Below are 16,361 nucleotides of genomic sequence, written 5' to 3'. Positions count from 1 at the left end.
CCTCCCCCTCTCCGCGATCACGTCGGGGCGGGCGGCACGCGAGAGGGCAGCGCGGCGCGGCGCGTCTGGGCGGAGGGGAGCGTGACGACGAACACGGTGCCGTTCGGATCGTTGCCCTCGACGCGCACGGTGCCGCCGTGCGCGTCGATGATGCGCTTCACGATCGAGAGGCCGAGGCCGGTGCCGCCGTACTCGCGCGTCGACGACGAGTCGACCTGGTAGAACGCGTCGAACACCTTGGTGCGCTCGCTCGCCGGGATGCCGATGCCGGTATCGGCGACGCGGACCTCGACCGCCTTCATCATCGGGACGAGGATGATCATGCCGTCGTCGTCGTCGTCGTCGTCGTCGCCCCTCGCCGCGGGCACGTCCTTCACGCGCGCGATCATGCTGACGCGGCCGCCCTTCGGCGTGAACTTCACCGCGTTGTCGACGAGGTTGATGAACACCTGGCGCAGGCGCTCCGCGTCCGCGGCGAGCTCGCAGACCTCCGCGTCGTCGTCGAGCACGAGCTCGACCTCCTTCTTCCGCGCGACCGGCGTCAGCGTCGACATGACCTCCTTCAGGATCGGCGAGATGCTCGACGGCGCCTGGCGGAGGCTCATCGTGCCGCTCTCGAGCTTCGAGAGATCGAGCAGCCCCATGATCAGGCGGAGCAGCTGCTCGCCCTTCGTGTGGATCGTCCGGACGTACTCCTCTTGCTCACCCTGGAGCGGGCCCGCGATCCCCTCCGCGAGCATCTCGCTGTAGCCGATGATCGAGGTGAGCGGCGTGCGGAGCTCGTGGCTCATCGTCGCGAGGAAGTTCGACTTGAGGCGGTCGACCTCCTTGAGGCGCGCGAGGGTCTGCTCGAGGCGCACCGTCTTCTCCTGCAGCTCGCGGTAGCTCTCGCGCACGCTGTACAGGTGCATCTTGCTCGTCACCCACGCCTTGTGGCTCGAGAAGATGATGAGCTCCAGCGTCTCCTTGAGGTGCTGGCCGATGCGGACGATCTGCACCGGCCCGATCCGCGGGACGCGCGCGAGGCGCTCGTTCGCCTGCACGACGTCGAGGCGCTTGTCGGTCTGCGCGAGCGCGGGCGCCGCCTCCTTCAGCGTGTCCGGCGCGTACGGACCGAGGACGATGCGCCCGACGCGCCGGCCCTCGTGCTCGAGCGAGACGATGCGGTACGCGAGGCCGGTGAAGCAGGTGTGCTGGACCTCGCCGCTCTCGCCGGGGTCGACGTTCTTCGCCGCGGACACGGTCTGGCCGCACGCGGCGCGCGAGCCCGGCGTCTCGTTGACGAAGCGGCAGACGTCGAGCTCGTGCGCGACGTTCGCGAGGAGCACGCCCTGCGACGAGTACACGCGGACGCCGATGTCGAAGAGGCCGTACATGCTGCGGCAAAGGTCGTCGAGCGCCTCGCGGTCGACGACGTCCTCGAGCGCGATCGGCGCGTCGGCGGTCACGTCCTCGTCGTTCTCTTCCATCGCGCTCATCGGCGACCTGCCTTGAGCTGCCCGCCCACGTGAGCGTCCGAGAGCTCGCGCCATCTCCCTGGATACCCCAGGCTCTCCGCCGCCTTGGCCAGGAACGCGTCCGGCTCGATGTGGAGCTTCTCGGTGAGGTCGTGCACCGTGTCGAGCTTCCGCCACGCGCCCTCGAGGAGCCCGAAGAACGACTCGATGACGCCGCGCCCGTGCACGGCGGACGCTTTGTAGACCGGCTCCTTCCCGCGGAGCGCGAGGTCGTCGATCTCGAGGTCGGTGCGGACGCCGGTGAGGTCCCGCTTGTTGAACTGGATGATGCAAGGCACGTCGCGCATGGAGCGGCCGAGCGCCTTCAGGTTCTCGCGGAGGTCGAGGAAGGAGGCGGCGTTGTTCTCGGTCTCGGAGATCTGCGAGTCGGCGATGAAGGCGACCGCGTCGGCGCCCTGGAGGACGAGCTTCCGCGTCGACGCGTGCACGACCTGACCGGGCACGGTGAAGACCTTCACGCGGAGGTTCATCGCGCCGTCCTTGCTGTCGGCCTTGAAGACGAGCGGCAGCATGTCGAAGAAGAGGGTGCGGTCGTCCTTCGTCTCGAGCGTCATCAGGCGACCGCGGCTGTCTTGGCGCGTGAGCTCGTGGAGCGCCTTGAGGTTGGTCGTCTTGCCGCTCATGGCGGGCCCGTAATAAACGAGCTTCAGCGCGACCTCTCTGGCGGCGAAATTCAGCTGCAACTTAAGGTGTGATCGTATCATGGGCCCGTGCTCAAGGAAGGCGACAAGGCTCCGGCGTTCGATCTCGAGAGCGATGAAGGCGGGCGCGTCTCGCTGAAGGACTTCTCGAACAGGACGCTCGTTCTCTACTTTTATCCGCGGGACAACACCCCGGGCTGTACGCGTCAGGCTCAGGCGTTCACCGCCTCGAAGAAGGCGATCGAGGCGGCGGGCGCGAGCGTGGTCGGGGTCTCGCGCGACTCGCTCAAGAGCCACACCTCGTTCCGCGACAAGTGTGGCCTCGGCATCACGCTGCTCTCCGACCCGGACCTGGGCGTGCATCGCGCCTACGGGGCGTGGGGGATGAAGAAGATGTACGGCAGGGACGTCGAGGGCGTCCTGCGCACGACCTTCGTCATCGACCGCGGCAAGGTCACGAAGGTGTTCCCGAACGTGAAGGTGGACGGCCACGCCGACGCCGTTCTCCAGGTGCTCACGAAGACGACGAAGGACGAGGTACCGATGGCAGCGAAGAAGAAGAGCAGCGGAAAGAAGCGCACGAAGAAGTCGACGGCGGCCGCCCTCGGCGAAGCGGCCGGCGCGCTCGTCGCGAAGGCGGTCGGCAAGGTCGCCGCCGCGACCGCCCCGAAGGCCAAGAAGGCCAAAGCCGCCGCGAAGAAGAAGGCCGGCAAGCTCGCCGCCAAGGGCAAGGCCGTCGTCGAGAAGGCCGCCAAGAAGGCCCGCGCCACGAAGAAGAAGGCCACCACGAAGAAGAAGGCAGGCGCGAAGAAGAAGTGAGCGCCACGCCCCCCTTCCCGAGCGCCGCACGCGCGTGCACAAGCCCTGCGTTTACGCCCGCCCTCCTCCAGAGCGCCGCACGCACGCGCATCCGCCCCGCGTTCACGCCGCCACCCTTCCAGAGCGGCGGGTCGCCGCCCGACGGGATTGCACGGGCCGCGGGTGGGTGAGGTCGCGCAGACGCCTGTCGTGTGGCTCGCCGAGCCTGGGGCTCGACGAACGGAGGCCGCGCGCTCGCTCTCCGAGTGGGCGCGGGCGCGAGGCCTCGTCCTCGTCGCGCCGGACGAAGGGGCGGCGGCACCGCCGATCGCGAGCGCGGAGGACACGACCGTCGCCGAGCACGTCGAGCGCGAGCTCGCCCGCGCGCAAGAGGCCGCGGGCGCGGCGGACACGGACGCGGCGGAGCGCGCGCTCGCCCGCGCCGAGGCGATCCTGCGCGAGCATCCCGAGGCGCTCGCGGCGGCGTGGCTGCGCGCGGAGGTGCTCCGCGCCTGGTCGAGCCGATGGCTCCGCCTCGAGCCACGCGACGAAGCGCGCGCCCGCGCCGCCTGGCAAGAGGCCGAATCCCTCGACGGCGGCCGCGCCCCCGGCATCGGCGAGCGAAGCGCCCCCACCCCCGCGAAGCTCCGCGTCACGTTCACTGCCGCCCCAGGCACGACCATCCACGTCGACGGTGTGCCGATTACAACAAATTCAGCCATTTACGCAACTTCCCCGTCCCCGCGCTCCGACGACTCACCGGCCACCTCCCCAACCACGCGCCCCGATGGCGCGCCGGCCACTTCCCCGTCACCAAGCCCCCACGGCGCGCCCAACACCTCCCCGTCCCCGCGTCCCGACGGCGCGCCCGCCTCTCCGTCATCGCGCCTTGGCGAAGCGCAGGTGGAGCTTGGGGCGGGGGAGCACTCGGTGGTCGCGAGCGTCGATGGCGTGACGACGTATGCGGCCTGGATCGCGATCGCCGGGCCGACGACGATCGCGCTCCCCTCCTCGACGCCGAGCGCGTGCTCGCGTGATGCGTTCGCGCGCGTGCGGCGCGATGGGGAGCGTATCGTCGCGCCCGGTGCGGCGTGCCCCGCGTGGGTCGCGGCGATGCCCGGCGACGTGAAGGACAGCGTCCTCGTCGCCCGTTGCGAGCGCGACGCGTGCGGCCCCCTCCTCGAGTGGCGCGTCGAGCACGCGAGCGTCCTCGCCGTGCCGCAGCCGCGGGACCGCTCGCAGAGCGCGTGGCCCGCGTGGGCGACCTGGACCCTCGTCGGCCTCGGCGCCGCGACCGCCGCGTCGGTCGCGCTCGTCGCGTCCGGCGTCTTCGAGTCCCGCCCCGTCGAACACCGCTTCGTCGTCGGCGGAGCCCGTCAGGAATGAGCCACCGACGCTTCGCCGACGGCGGGCGCGCTACGCCACTTCGATGGCGAACGCGTCGCGCCGCTTCGACGGCGGGGACGCGCTGCGCCACTTCGACGGCGGGGGACGCGCTACGCCACGTCGACGGCGGACGCGGCGCGCTACTTCGACGGGGGGACGCGGCGCGTCGCTTGGTGTGGGAGGCGCGCTTCGCCTTCTTGGCGGCGGTGGAGCTCGTCAGGAAAGGGGATGACGTGCGGGGGACGCGCGGAGCTCGTCAGGAAGGATGTCGCGGATCGACGCTTCGGCGGGGGCTTCGAGAGTGTAGTGCGGGGGGTGGGGGCCGTGCGGCGGGGGGCGGTGGGGCGTGGAGTGGCGGCCTGACGTTGCCGGTGAGAAGACGCTCGCGACGCCGCACGCGAAGAGCTTGCCGGTGGAGAAGACGCCCGTGCAACGCCTAATGAAAATTTCGGGAAGGGAACCGACGGGCGCGGTGTCTGATTCGACAAGGAGGTCACGTCAAGGAAGACAAGCCGCATCAGTCCCCCCAACAGTTGCTGTAGTCGGGCCCTCGGCGCACTTGGTGCGCTCGGGGCCTGACCCCTTTTGTGGCGCAAATCTGCTGAGATTTTGCGCGACTGGCCCCGTTGCGCGGCCGCGGGGCGAGGCTTAGCCTAGGTCGAACACGAGGTTCATGATGGCTGACGCTCCGGCGCTCGATTTTGCTGCGTACGTCACGAAGAAGAAGGAAGAGCGCGCGGGTGGGCTGGCCGCCGGAGAGAACGACTACTCGTTCGTCCTCGACCGCCAGTCGCGCGCGGCGGTGGAGTCGGCGCGGCCGATCCAGCTCGCCGTCGCGAGCACCGTTCGCCTGTGGAAACAGGTCTGGCGCGGACAGCTCCTCGGCTCCGCGGTGAAGGTCTCGGACCGGCAGTTCCCGCGCATCCAGGGGCTCACGAAAGAGTGCTCCCAGGAGCTCGGCATCCGCGTCCCGCAGGTCTACATCGTGAACCACCCGCAGATGAACGCGGGCACCTACGGCACCGACGAGGAGAGCTTCATCCTCATCCACAGCGCCCTCGTCGATCACTACTCCGACGAAGAGCTCCGCACCGTCATCGGGCACGAGTGCGGCCACATCCACAACGCGCACGTCGTGTACCTGACGACGCTGCACTACTTGAAGACGATCGCGGCCGCGTTCGTGCCGTGGATCGTGTACCCCGCGATGATCCCGCTGAACGAGCTCTCGCGGCGCGCCGAGATCACGTGCGACCGCGCCGGCATGCTCTGCAGCAAGAACGAGCAGGTCGCCGCGCGCGCGCTCACGAAGCTCGTGCTCGGGTCGCGGAAGCTCTACGACGAGTTCAACCTCGACGCGTTCCTCGAGCAGTACGAAGAGGGCAAGGACTCGCTCGGCCGCTACATGGAAGCCGTCGCGACGCACCCGTACCTCCCGAAGCGCGTCCTCGCGATGCGCGTGTTCGCCCAGAGCGAGCTCTACAAGAAGGCGGCGAAGATCACGCCGGCGACGGGCCTCACCATGAGCGAGGTCGACGATCGGGTGAAGGCTCTGATGAAGGGAGAGGCGTGAGATGCTCGAGGGATTCCGCGAACGTAAGCTCGACGTGACGGTGGCGCTGCAGGAGCTCGGCGAGATCGCCGGCTCGCTCGGCGCGAAGAGCCTCAAGGAGCGCCTCGATCGCGAGCTCGTGAAGAAGCTCGAGGAAGACCGCTTCCACCTCGTCGTCGTCGGCGAGTTCAACCACGGAAAATCGAGCTTCGTGAACGCCCTCCTCGGCGAGACCGTGCTGCCCACCGGCGTGACGCCGACGACGGCCGCGATCCATCAGCTGAAGTACGCCGAGCAGCCGGAGGCCACCGTCGTCTACCAGTCGGGCAAGCGCGAGTCGCTCGCGTTCGAGGAGGCGCGGAAGTTCGCCGTCGGCGGCGGCACGAGCGTCGACGACGTCGACTACCTCGAGGTCGGCTACCCCGCCGCGCTCCTCAAGGAGCGCATCCTCCTCGTCGACACGCCAGGCGTGAACGACCTCTCGCTCCAGCGCGCGGACATCACCTACAGCTACATCCCGCGCGCCGACGCGGTGCTCTTCCTCCTCGACGCGGGGCAGATCCTCAAGGAGAGCGAGCGGCAGTTCCTGAACGAGAAGCTCCTCAAGGCCTCGCGCGACAAGATCGTCTTCGTCATCACGAAGTGGGACATCCTGAACGAGGACGAGAAGAAGGAGGCCCTCGCCTACGCGCGCACGCAGCTCGCGAACCTCGTGAAGGAGCCGGTCGTGTTCCCGATCAGCGCGGAGATGGCGCTCCAGGGCGACGGGCTGGCCCAGTCCGGCATGCCCGAGCTCCTCGCGCACCTCACCGATTTCCTCGCGGAGGAGCGCGGGCGCATCCTCCTCGACAACGCGCTCGGCGAGGGCGTCAACGTCGGCAACCTGCTGGCGAAGGGCGTCGACGCGCGCCGCCGCGCGATGGCGATGAAGAGCGACGAGCTCGAGCGCCGGATCAAGGTGCTCGAGGACGACCTGAAGGGCACCGCCGGCACGATCGAGCAGCGGCGGATGAAGATCCGCGAGGAGATCAGCGGGATCAAGGTCGGCGCGCAGAAGGACCTCGAGAAGTTCGTCGACGACACGATCCGCCAGCTCCCGAACGTCATCGAGTCGGCGAAGCAGGACGACCTCCGCAAGTTCCTCCCCTCCTTCCTCGAAGACACCTTCCGCCAGTGGGCGGAGGCCGAGTCGGGGGAGATCGCGCTGAAGCTCGAGGCGCTCGCGGAGAAGACGATCGCGCTCATCAAGGAAGACGCGCACGAGGCGACGAAGCGCGTCGGCGAGGCGCTCGGGCACGACGTGAAGAAGCTCGACATCCAGATCGACACCTTCCGCTACGACGCCGGCATCGCGGCGGTCCTCGTCCTCGGCCTCGGCATGATGTTCGTCAACGTCATGGTCGGCGGCCTCCTCACGATCGCGGCGCCGATCATGGCGCTCGTGCTCCGCGACCGGATGGATGCAGAGTACAAGAAGCGCGCGATCGAGCAGGCGCCCGAGGTCATCAAGCAGGCGGCGACGCAGGTGGGGCCGAAGATCGACGAGATGATCGAGGACTTCGCGAAGAAGCTCGACGCCTGGGTCGTGACCGCGGGCGAGGAGCTGTATCGCGAGATCCTCGAGGTCCTCAACGCCGCCCGCGAGGCGCGCGCGAAGGCGGACCACGACGAGGCGAAGGCGAAGACCGAGGTCGACGAGCAGGAGACGCGGCTCGAGGCGGCGAAGAAGCGCGTCGCGGACCTCCGGACGACGCTGTGGTCGCCGAAGGACAAGCTCCGCATCGACGCGTCGGTCACGCCGGAGCCGCCGCCCGCGACGGCGTGAGGCCTTGAGCGAGACGCCGGCGACCGCGTTCCTGAAGAAGCACGCGGTCGCCTTCACCGAGCATCCCTACGAGTACGAGGAGCGCGGGGGCACGCGCGTGTCGGCCGCGAAGCTCGGCGTGCCCGAGCACGCGGTCATCAAGACACTGGTGATGGAGGACGAGGCGAAGAAGCCGCTCGTCGTCCTGATGCACGGCGATCGCGAGGTCTCGCAGAAGAACCTCGCGCGCCAGGCCGGTCGGAAGACGGTGGAGCCGTGCAAACCCGACGTCGCGCAGCGCCACTCCGGCTACCAGGTCGGCGGGACGAGCCCGTTCGGCCTGCGGAAGCCGATGCCCGTCTACGTCGAGCGGAGCATCCTCGACCTCGAGCGCATCTGGATCAACGGCGGCCGCCGCGGCTACCTCGTCGCGCTCGCGCCGCAGGAGCTCCTCCGCGTCGTCGCAGCGAAGCCGGTCGACGTCGCGCTCGAGAAGTAGGGCTCAGCCGACCTTCAGCTCGAGCCGGGCGACCCGCACCTCGAGCGCGGCGATCTGAGCCTTTTCCTGACGGGTATCGAAGTCCGTCCGCAGACGCCGAACCTCGTCGCGCAGCTCTGCGAGCTCCACCTTCAGTTGGCTGGTCTCCACCTTCAGTTGGCTGGTCTCCACCTTCAGTTGGCTGGTCTCCACCTTCAGTGGTGGATGTCGCGCGAGTTCTGAGTGACGGCGGCCTCGAGGTTCGAGAGGCGCTCGTTGACGCGCTCGAGCTGGGCGTTGAAGCTTCGCTCCAGCCGCTCACCCCACATCGTCATCGCCTCCAACGTGGCGCGCTGCTGCGAACGAATCTCCTCGAGGAGCGCGCCGAAGTGGTGGGTCTCGGACACTGCCTTCGACGTGCGCTTTCTCGTTGCCATGCGAGTCTCCTATGCATCATGGCGGCGCGAGAGGGTCAACGGACGCCGCAAGAACGTGGTCGGCCCGCCGCGCCGCGAGTTGCGCGATCTCGTCGGCGACGAGGGCATCGCTCGCGCGAAGCTGCGCGACTCAGTGGACTTCTTCGATGCAGTAGAGGCGCGCTCGCTCGATGCAGTTGCCATTCGTTGTGGGCGTCCCCGTCCAGCCCTCCCTCGCGTCGAGCGCCCCGTACTTGCCCAGGGGCCCGCTGTTGGAGAGCGTCCAGTTACCGCAGTGCCGGCGGCGGCTCCGGCTCCGGCTTCGGCGGCTCCGGGAGCGGCGGGCCCTCGCCGGCCTTCACGAAGACGCGGCGTTCGCCGATCGCGAGCGGCGTCACCGCGCGGCCGGGGCCGACGTAGAGGTCCTTCTGCGCCTGCGCGAGCGCCTTCAGCGCGTCGCCGGGGGTGTCGGTCGAGTTGACGAACGTGTCGTAGTGGATCGGGACCATGCTCGCGGCTTCGAGGTCGACGAAGGCTTGGAGCGCCTCGCGCGGGTCCATGTGCGTGCGGCGCATGAAGTCGCGGGGCTCGATCGGCGCGATCGGCAAGAGCGCGACGTCGATCTTCGGGAAGCGCTGCGCGGTCTCGACGAAGTTCCGCTGGTCGTACGCGCTGTCGCCCCCGAAATAGACCTTCATCCCGTGGTACTCGACCACGTAGCCGGTGAACGAGCTCTTCATCCACGCGCCGTCGATGCCGTAGCGGAAGCCGACGTGATCGACCGGCACCGCCGTGACGCGGAGACCGTCCTTCTCCCACGCCTGCCACGTGTGGAGCTCCCACGCGGGGAACGCGAAATTGTCCGGGAGGTAGGCGCTCCCGTTCCGCGGCAGGAGGAGCGCCTTCACCTTGTCCTCGATCAGCTCGAGGCTGCCGTACGAGAAGTGATCGAAATGCATGTGCGAGACGAGGACCGCGTCGACCTTCGGCACGTCCTTCGGATCGATCCCGGGCTCGACGAGACGGCTCGCGACCTGCCCCACCACCGACGTGAAGACCGGATCGGTCAGGATGACCTTGTCGTCGATCTGCACGAGCGCGGTCGCGTGGCCGACCCAGAGCACCCCGAGCCGCGTGTCCTTCGCGGTGGGCGTCTTGTTCTGCGTGACCTTGCGCGGAGAGGCGAACAGCGCCCCGACGCCGCGCAGACCCGCGCTGCCGATCCGGCAGGCGGGGAGCGCCGGCAGCGCGAGCGCGACGGCGGCGAGCAGCGCGAGGCCCTTACGGCGCGGCACGGGACCACTCCACGTCGACGTTCCCGAGGCGAACGCGCATGATGACGAGCCAGCCCGGGTTGGGCGTCCCCTCCGACACGAAGCGGAGCGTGCGCCGATCGCCGTCCTCGAGGTCGCTCTCGCAGCGAACCGCCGGCGGCTCGTTCGGGAAGAGCGCATACGCGCAGTAGTGGCCGACGTTCCCGCCGAGCTGATCGTGCGCGAGCACGTCGATCTCGGCGACGACCCGGCCCTCGGCGTCGCGCGCGACCCGCATGTCCTCGATCTCGACCGACGCGCGCGGGCCTTCGCAGGCGGCGAGGGCGAACAGGAAGAAGAGCGGGGCGCGCATCAGAAGTACCGGAGGCGCAGCGTCGCGATCGTCGCGAGCGCCTCGTGGCGCGGCGCGACGGTGACCTGGAGGCCGAGGAAGCCGTTGAGGACGTACGCGCCGACGTCGTAGGCGACGCGGAAGCCGTGCGCGTCGTAGACCGACGTGCCGAGCGACACCGAGAGGCGCTCGCCCCTCTCGAGGACGGGCAGGTACACGCGGACGCCGGGGCGCGCGACGAGGGCGTCGACATGACCGCCGATGTACTCGAGCGACGCGGAGAGCTCGACCGAGCCCGCGTGCCGCGCGAACGGATCGACGACGAAGAAGCGCCAGCGCGGCTGCGAGCGATGAACGCCGAACGACCAGAGCACCGGCGTGAGCTGCCAGCGCAGACCGAACGCGGTGCGGACGCGCTCGTCCGCGTTGCCGTCGACGTCGACGTTCTTCGTGTGCCCGAACGCGAGCTCGGGGCTCGGGAGGAGCTGGAAGAGGATCCACGCGAAGCTCGGGTACGGCTTCGGCGGATGGGCCTCGATCGGATCGTCGGGGAGCGGCGCGCGATGGACGTCGAGCGGGGGTGGCTCGTCCGCGTGCGCCTCCGCCGCGGCGAGGACGAGCGTGAGCCCGGTCACGAGGGCAAGGGCGGCGTGCCTCACAGCCCGAGCGCCTCCGCGACGCCCTGGCGGCCGAGAGACTCGATCGCGTGGCGGCGCTCGACGAAGCGCTGCCAGCGCTTGCCGACGCGGATCGCGTCGTCGGTGATGCGCGTGATGGTGAAGCGCAGCGCGGCGAGGAGCAGCTCGTCGTAGAGCACCGCGCGATCGGCGCGCTCGAGCTCGCGCACGCTGCGGTACCCCTCGACGAGGGCCCGCGCGATCCCGAGGTCGAGGGTGGAGCCGTACGACCACGAGAGGATCGCGACCGCGACGTCGTAGGCGAACGGCCCGTCGTGCGCGCTCTCGAAGTCGAGGAGCGCAGCGATCTTCTCCGGGTTCTGGGGATCCCAGAGCACGTTGTCGCGGAAGAGATCGCCGTGGACGAGGCCGCTCGGCGCGCGCCCCTCGTCCTCGTCGCGACGCTCCGCGGCGGCGAGCGCGGCGGCGCGGAGCGCGGGGGCGAGGACCCGCGCCTCGGGATCGCTCGAGAGCGCGACCCGCTCGCAGCGCATCTCGAGCTCGCGCGGACCGAAGCGCCCCGCGTCGAGCGGCGCGTCCGGCGCGTGCCCGGCGCGGTGGATGCGCGCGAGCGCGCGGCCGACCTCGTTCGCGTGGAGCAGCGTCACGCCGGCCTGGCAGACGATGCCGCCGTCGACCCACGGGAAGATCGCGGCCGGCTTGCCTAGGACGGTCTTCAGCGTGGCGCCGTCGAGCGCGACGACCGGGGCCGGCGTCAGGACCCCGTGGCCGGAGAGGTGGGTGAGGACCTTCGCCTCGCGCGCCGCGCCCTCGGCGTCCTGCTCCTCGTAGATGCGGAGGAAATAGCGCCCCGCGCCGAGGTCGAGCGCGTAGCTCGTGTTGACGGTGCCCGCCTCGATGCCGCGCGCGGCCAGGAGATCCCCGAGGCGGTACCCCGCCACCAGCTCCCGCAGCTCGTCTTCCCCCGGTCGGGTGAGGATCGCCATTCCGCAATTGCGGTTCTTACTCGATCGACTCGAGGGGGTCTTCCAGAAAACCTTGGACTCGAGCGGAACGGCCATGGTATGCGGCCCAAAGTTCCGCAGACTTGAGAGCGCACCTTATGGCAGCCAAGAAGACCGCGAAGGGGAAGCCCGAGACCAAGGCCTCGGCGAAGAGCACAGCGAAGGCCTCGTCGCAGGCGAAGCCTGCAAAGGGTGCCGCGCCCGCGCCGGAGGCTCCGAAGCGTAAGCTCGGCCTTCGCGGTGCAGCGCCGTGGGCGGCGCGCCACGCGGCGAAACACGCCGCCGAGGCGCGTGCCCGCGCGGCCGAGCCCCCCCTCCCCGGCAGCGCGCGCGCGACGATCCGCACGCCGGCGACGGCGGAGGCGATCAAGGCGAAGATCGCGGACCTTCACAACGCGCTCCAGCAGATCAAGGGCTTCCGCAAGAACCTCGCGAAGGGCTTCTTCGACGTGGGTCTGGTCCTCCGCGAGGTCCAGCAGAAGCGCCTCTTCGAGGCCAAGGGCTTCGGCACGTTCGAGGCGTTCCTCGAGCGCGAGACGGCGGAGCTCGGCAAGACGACGGCGCTCCGCCTCGTCCGCATCGCGACGCTCTTCCAGAAGGAAGCCGCGCTCGAGCTCGGCATGGATCGCATCTTCATGGCGCTCGCGGCGATCGAGGCCGGCGACGGCCTCGCCCCCGACGCGCGCCCGAGCGGCAAGATCCCGCCGCCGCCGCTGTCGTCCTCCGTGCTCCCGCTGAAGCCGCCCGGCCGTTAGCGGACGTTCGCGATCACGAACAGCGCAAACGCGAGCCACCCGAGCGCCGATTTCGTGCTCATGCGGGGCACGGTTGCACGCGGCGCGACGCATGGCCAAGAAAGCGTCACGCCGCGTTCGGCGACGCGCGCGCCTCCCACGCGCGGACGCCGAACAGCACCGTCGTGTGGTTGCGATCGAACAGGCGGCCGATCTCGAGGTAGCTGAACGCCGTCGTCGGGTGGTTCCGGAGGCGCCACCAGAGCTCCTGGCGCGCGGCCGACACCGCGCGCGTGCGCCCGCGGCCGCAGACGTCGTCGCGCGTCACGTGGTGGCGGCGGCAGACGTCGTCGAGGAGCTCGGTGAGGTCACGGTCGATCAGCGCTTGGAGGACGGACATGTCCGCGCGCATCGGCCCGCTTCGGGCGAAGGTTGCGATATTCTGGCGCCGCTTGGGGAACCTGCGCTGGCAATGGAAGCTCGCGAACCGCGGCGTGGTCACCGCGGAGATCGATCGCGCGACGAGCCGCGAGTCGGTGCAGCAGGACGGTCGCGTCCTCTCGGAGTGCGCGCGCGGCGGCAAGCCCGACGGGCACGTCGTCGCAGTCGCGCCGGCGATCGCGGCGGGGCTCTCGGAGCGGCCGCCGCTCGAGGCGGTCGTGTCCTTCGATCCGACGCTCGCGATCTGCGTCCTTCGCGTCGACGGGCACGAGGTCGGGCCGACCGCGTGGCCGGTGAAGGAGCGGAAGGTCGTGGAGGTGAAGCCTCCGAAGCCGTGGGGGACGTACGCGCTCTTCGGGGTGCTCCTCGCCGGCGCGGCGGTGCTCCTCTTCTTCCGGCTCACGCGCCCGCCGGAGCCGCCGCCGCCGGACCGGAGCCTCCACGGAACGACGCGCGCGCTGAACGGCCTCTTCATCGCGCACTACCCGCCGGAGATGGAAGCGAAGCCGGCCGTCTTCCCCGCGAGCGCGAGCGGGATCGCGATCGAGGACAAGGAGCAGCGGCTCTCGATCGTGCTCGCCGCGGTCCCGCAGGACTCCGCCGCCTCGCACGACGCGTGGGGCTTGCAGCAGCGGCTCCGCGACGAGGCGCTCGCGAACGTGCCGAAGGGGATCGCGCGCTTCGAGGAGACCGCGCGCCGCGACGAGCGGTGCCTCGGCGAGCCGGGGGCGGTCGTCGTCGGTCGCCTCGCGCACGGGAGCTCGCGCCGCGCGCGGGTGTGGTCCTGCGCCTTCGTCCACGAGGGCGCCGGATACTTCGTGCTCTACTCCGTCGCCGAGCCCGCCGACGACGCGGCGGAGAAGCGCGCGCGGACGATCCTCGACTCGACCGAGCTGACGCGCCTCGCCGATCTCGGCGCGCCCCCTTCCCCGTCGGAGCTGCCGTCCCCGGCGGAGATCGCGAAGTGACGCGACGTGACGTGAAGGGCCGCGTCGCGCGCGCGTTCGCGGTGCTGCTCGCGGTGCTCGCGTGTCAGCTCGTTCCGCCGTTCATCTACAACACGTACGGCCCCGGCGTCGCGATCGCGACGGTCGTGGTCCTCCTCGCGTGCGCGCGCTTCGTCGACGCTCGCGTCGTCGGCGTGACCGCCCTCGCGATCGCGTTCGCGTCGTGGTGCGTCGCGGAGCAGAGCGTCCAGCGCGAGCTCCGCGTCTGGGAGGGCTCGTCCGACCTCGAGGACGGGCTCGTCATGCTCGCGTTCGGGGTCGGATCGCTCGGCGGGATCGCGCTCGCGACGTGGATCGGCGGGCGCGCCGCGACGAAGGTGGTGGTGCTCTCGCTCGCCGGCGTCCACGCGCTCGTCACGACGCTCGTCGCGCTCGCGATCGTCATGCACTTCGTTCGCCCGCGTCCGCTCAACCACGGCGCCGACGTCGCGACCGCGATCGCCGGGCTCGCGCTCGGGGTCGGGTACGCGCTCCTCGCGTGGCGCGCGCAGCGGGCGACCGCGGCGCGGCTCGCCACCGCGACGAGCGGCCGCCACGCCGGCGACGGGTGGGTCGAGCTCGACGACGGCAAGCTCCACCACCCGCCGCTCGCGGCGCGACCGCCCGGCCCCGTCGTCGTGCACGGCGCGAAGCTCGCGCCCACGGCGGGGTATCGCGACGGCGCGACGGGGTCGGCGGACGCGGTCGACGAGGGCACGATCGACGAGGTGCGGGCGCGCGGGCGGGCGCGGCTCGCCGGGCGCCTCGCGGTCGGCGCCGCGGTCGTGGTGATGGGCGCGCTCAAGGTGCTGTCGGTCGGCCGCTTCGGCGCCGGCGTGTTCTTCGGCGGCGCCCCGCCGACGCGCCTCGATCGACTGAGGTGATCAGCGCCCCATCGGGATCGACACGACGACGCGCGCGCCCTTCCCGCGCGCGCTCTCGATCTCGACGTCGCCGCCGTGCTGGTCGACGATCTTGCGCACGATCGAGAGGCCGAGGCCGGTGCCGGCCTCCTTCGTCGTGAAGAACGGATCGAACACGTTCGCGAGGAGCTCCGTCGCGATGCCGGGGCCGGTGTCCTCGATGCTCATAAGCACGCGCTCGCCCTCGGGCCGCACGCGCACGGTCAACGTGCCGCCGTCCTGCTTCATCGCCTCGAGCGCGTTGACGACGAGGTTGATCGTCACCTGCTTCAGCTTCTCGCGGTCGCCGATCGCGACGCAGCCGTCGGGCGGGAGGTCGCGCACGATCGTGACGCGGCGGCTCTTCGCGGTCTCCTCTTCGAGGTCGAGCACCTCGTCCGCGAGGCGCGGGACGTGGACCGGCTCGCGCGCGATCCCGCGCGGCCGCGCGAGCTCGAGGAACTCGGTGAGGAGGCGGTTCAAGCGGCCGATCTCGTCGCCGACGATGCGCGCGCGGTCCTTCAGCCCGCCGCGCGTCGACTCGTCGGCCTCGATCCGATCGAGCTTGCGCGTGAGGAGGTGGAGCTGGAGGACCGCGGCGTTGAGCGGGTTCCGGATCTCGTGCGCGAGGTTCATCGCGAGCTCGCCCATCGCCGAGAGCGCCTCCGCGTCGGCGGCGCGCCGCTCGAGCGCGCGGCTCTCGGTGACGTCGATGCCGACCGCGTACACGACCTCGGACGGCTCGCGCGAGCGGGAGAGGTGCCAGCGCACGCGCTTGCCGCGCGCCGCGGTCGACGGATCGACGAAGCCGGTCTCGACCTCCGCCGCGCGCCCCACCGCGCGCGTCTCCGCGAGCGCGGCCTTCATCGCGGCGTGCTCCTCGGCGGGGATCCACGTGTCGAGGAAGGGTTGGCCGAGGGCGGCGTCGCTCGACGTGCCCGCGAGCGAGGCGGCCTTCCGGTTCATCAGCGTCACGTCGTCGGTGGCGGAGAGCGCGACGACGAGCACGTCCGTCACCTCGACGAGGTCGCGGTAGCGGCGCTCGAGCTCGTCGCGCTCGTGCTTGAGCTCGACCTTGGTGAGGGCTTGCTCGACGATCGAGATGAGCTCCTCCGGCCGGAACGACTTGAGGACGAAGGCGAACGCGCCGGAGCGGAGCGCGCCGATCGCGGCGTCGACGCTCGCGAAGCCGGTGAGGAGGAGGACCTCCGAGAACGGCGCCGCCGCGCGCAGGGGCGCGATGAGGTCGACCCCGCTCGTATCCGGCAGCTTCACGTCCACGATCGCCACGTCGAACCCTCGCTTCGCGAGCGGGACGGCGGCGGCGCCGCTCGTCGCGGTCTCGATGGAAACGCCGGCGATGCCCGACGCGAGGACCGCGCGGAGCGTGTCGACGAGCTCGAGGTTGTCGTCGACGATGAGGATGCGCCGGCGCGATCCCTGACTACTCACGTGGTCC

At 70.6% G+C, this 16,361-nt stretch carries 17 protein-coding genes; 8 read left to right on the top strand and 9 right to left on the bottom strand.

Features of this window, described 5'->3' with window-relative positions:
* Positions 1 to 17 precede the first annotated feature (17 nt).
* Entirely contained in the window at positions 18 to 1,478 is a 1,461-nt protein-coding gene (locus tag KF837_12090; GenBank protein MBX3228051.1) for a PocR ligand-binding domain-containing protein, read from the bottom strand.
* The gene (locus tag KF837_12085) at positions 1,475 to 2,140 is read right to left on the bottom strand and encodes a GTPase domain-containing protein (protein MBX3228050.1); all 666 of its coding nucleotides are present in this window, start codon (positions 2,138 to 2,140) and stop codon (positions 1,475 to 1,477) included. Before KF837_12085 ends, KF837_12090 begins: the two co-directional genes overlap by 4 nt.
* A gap of 87 nt (positions 2,141 to 2,227) precedes the next feature.
* Between KF837_12085 and KF837_12080 the strand changes: the two genes are divergently transcribed.
* From KF837_12080 to ybaK, 5 genes are all read left to right on the top strand, one after another.
* Entirely contained in the window at positions 2,228 to 2,977 is a 750-nt protein-coding gene (locus tag KF837_12080) for a peroxiredoxin (protein MBX3228049.1), read from the top strand.
* Between the two features lie 162 nt (positions 2,978 to 3,139).
* The gene (locus KF837_12075; GenBank protein ID MBX3228048.1) at positions 3,140 to 4,342 is read left to right on the top strand and encodes a hypothetical protein; all 1,203 of its coding nucleotides are present in this window, start codon (positions 3,140 to 3,142) and stop codon (positions 4,340 to 4,342) included.
* 676 nt (positions 4,343 to 5,018) lie between these two features.
* Entirely contained in the window at positions 5,019 to 5,915 is an 897-nt protein-coding gene (locus KF837_12070) for a M48 family metallopeptidase (protein MBX3228047.1), read from the top strand.
* A 1-nt stretch (position 5,916) separates the two neighbouring features.
* Positions 5,917 to 7,719, top strand: a complete 1,803-nt coding sequence (locus tag KF837_12065) for a dynamin family protein (protein MBX3228046.1) — start codon at positions 5,917 to 5,919, stop codon at positions 7,717 to 7,719.
* A gap of 4 nt (positions 7,720 to 7,723) precedes the next feature.
* Positions 7,724 to 8,197: a Cys-tRNA(Pro) deacylase gene (gene ybaK / locus KF837_12060; protein ID MBX3228045.1), complete on the top strand. Its 474-nt coding sequence runs from the start codon at positions 7,724 to 7,726 to the stop codon at positions 8,195 to 8,197.
* A 3-nt stretch (positions 8,198 to 8,200) separates the two neighbouring features.
* Here ybaK and KF837_12055 read toward each other — a convergent pair whose 3' ends face one another.
* The 5 genes from KF837_12055 to KF837_12035 form a co-directional block, all read right to left on the bottom strand.
* Positions 8,201 to 8,389, bottom strand: coding sequence for a hypothetical protein (locus KF837_12055; protein ID MBX3228044.1), 189 nt, complete (start codon positions 8,387 to 8,389; stop codon positions 8,201 to 8,203).
* 2 nt (positions 8,390 to 8,391) lie between these two features.
* Complete coding sequence (locus KF837_12050; protein MBX3228043.1) at positions 8,392 to 8,613, bottom strand: hypothetical protein; 222 nt, start codon at positions 8,611 to 8,613, stop codon at positions 8,392 to 8,394.
* 266 nt (positions 8,614 to 8,879) lie between these two features.
* Positions 8,880 to 10,046, bottom strand: coding sequence for an MBL fold metallo-hydrolase (locus KF837_12045; protein ID MBX3228042.1), 1,167 nt, complete (start codon positions 10,044 to 10,046; stop codon positions 8,880 to 8,882).
* Positions 10,047 to 10,217: 171 nt separating this feature from the next.
* Positions 10,218 to 10,856 carry a hypothetical protein gene (locus tag KF837_12040; protein ID MBX3228041.1) on the bottom strand — a complete coding sequence of 213 codons (639 nt, stop codon included), beginning with the start codon at positions 10,854 to 10,856 and terminating at the stop codon, positions 10,218 to 10,220.
* Positions 10,853 to 11,821 (bottom strand): homoserine kinase, encoded by a 969-nt coding sequence (locus tag KF837_12035; protein MBX3228040.1) that lies wholly within the window; start codon positions 11,819 to 11,821, stop codon positions 10,853 to 10,855. The genes KF837_12040 and KF837_12035 overlap by 4 nt, the downstream gene beginning before the upstream one ends.
* Positions 11,822 to 11,937: 116 nt before the next feature.
* Between KF837_12035 and KF837_12030 the strand changes: the two genes are divergently transcribed.
* On the top strand, positions 11,938 to 12,594 hold the full coding sequence (locus KF837_12030; GenBank protein MBX3228039.1) for a hypothetical protein: 657 nt from the start codon (positions 11,938 to 11,940) through the stop codon (positions 12,592 to 12,594).
* Positions 12,595 to 12,700: 106 nt separating this feature from the next.
* Here the strand turns inward: KF837_12030 and KF837_12025 are convergent, their stop codons facing one another.
* On the bottom strand, positions 12,701 to 12,973 hold the full coding sequence (locus KF837_12025) for a hypothetical protein (GenBank protein ID MBX3228038.1): 273 nt from the start codon (positions 12,971 to 12,973) through the stop codon (positions 12,701 to 12,703).
* A 52-nt stretch (positions 12,974 to 13,025) separates the two neighbouring features.
* Here KF837_12025 and KF837_12020 point away from each other — a divergent pair, with 52 nt between their 5' ends.
* Together KF837_12020 and KF837_12015 are read left to right on the top strand one after the other, a co-directional pair.
* Positions 13,026 to 13,982 (top strand): hypothetical protein, encoded by a 957-nt coding sequence (locus tag KF837_12020; GenBank protein ID MBX3228037.1) that lies wholly within the window; start codon positions 13,026 to 13,028, stop codon positions 13,980 to 13,982.
* A complete protein-coding gene (locus KF837_12015; protein ID MBX3228036.1) occupies positions 13,979 to 14,884 on the top strand; it encodes a hypothetical protein in 906 nt (301 codons plus the stop codon). Before KF837_12020 ends, KF837_12015 begins: the two co-directional genes overlap by 4 nt.
* Here the strand turns inward: KF837_12015 and KF837_12010 are convergent, their stop codons facing one another.
* Complete coding sequence (locus KF837_12010) at positions 14,885 to 16,327, bottom strand: response regulator (GenBank protein MBX3228035.1); 1,443 nt, start codon at positions 16,325 to 16,327, stop codon at positions 14,885 to 14,887.
* Between the last annotated feature and the right edge of the window lie 34 nt (positions 16,328 to 16,361).

Origin of the sequence: Labilithrix sp. (genome assembly GCA_019637155.1) — a bacterium.
Taxonomy (GTDB): domain Bacteria; phylum Myxococcota_A; class Polyangia; order Polyangiales; family Polyangiaceae; genus Labilithrix.
Note: the sequence above shows the minus strand (reverse complement) of the source record. Positions and strands in the feature narration are given on the sequence as shown.

Bases quoted from the DNA above. Each gene is read 5' to 3' on its own strand.
- KF837_12090 (MBX3228051.1), bottom strand. From the start codon at position 1,478: ATGAGCGCGATGGAAGAGAACGACGAGGACGTGACCGCCGACGCGCCG.
- KF837_12085 (MBX3228050.1), bottom strand. From the start codon at position 2,140: ATGAGCGGCAAGACGACCAACCTCAAGGCGCTCCACGAGCTCACGCGC.
- KF837_12070 (MBX3228047.1), top strand. From the start codon at position 5,019: ATGGCTGACGCTCCGGCGCTCGATTTTGCTGCGTACGTCACGAAGAAG.
- KF837_12065 (MBX3228046.1), top strand. From the start codon at position 5,917: ATGCTCGAGGGATTCCGCGAACGTAAGCTCGACGTGACGGTGGCGCTG.
- KF837_12050 (MBX3228043.1), bottom strand. From the start codon at position 8,613: ATGGCAACGAGAAAGCGCACGTCGAAGGCAGTGTCCGAGACCCACCAC.
- KF837_12045 (MBX3228042.1), bottom strand. From the start codon at position 10,046: ATGCGCTCTTCCCGAACGAGCCGCCGGCGGTTCGCTGCGAGAGCGACC.
- KF837_12035 (MBX3228040.1), bottom strand. From the start codon at position 11,821: ATGGCGATCCTCACCCGACCGGGGGAAGACGAGCTGCGGGAGCTGGTG.
- KF837_12030 (MBX3228039.1), top strand. From the start codon at position 11,938: ATGGCAGCCAAGAAGACCGCGAAGGGGAAGCCCGAGACCAAGGCCTCG.
- KF837_12025 (MBX3228038.1), bottom strand. From the start codon at position 12,973: ATGTCCGTCCTCCAAGCGCTGATCGACCGTGACCTCACCGAGCTCCTC.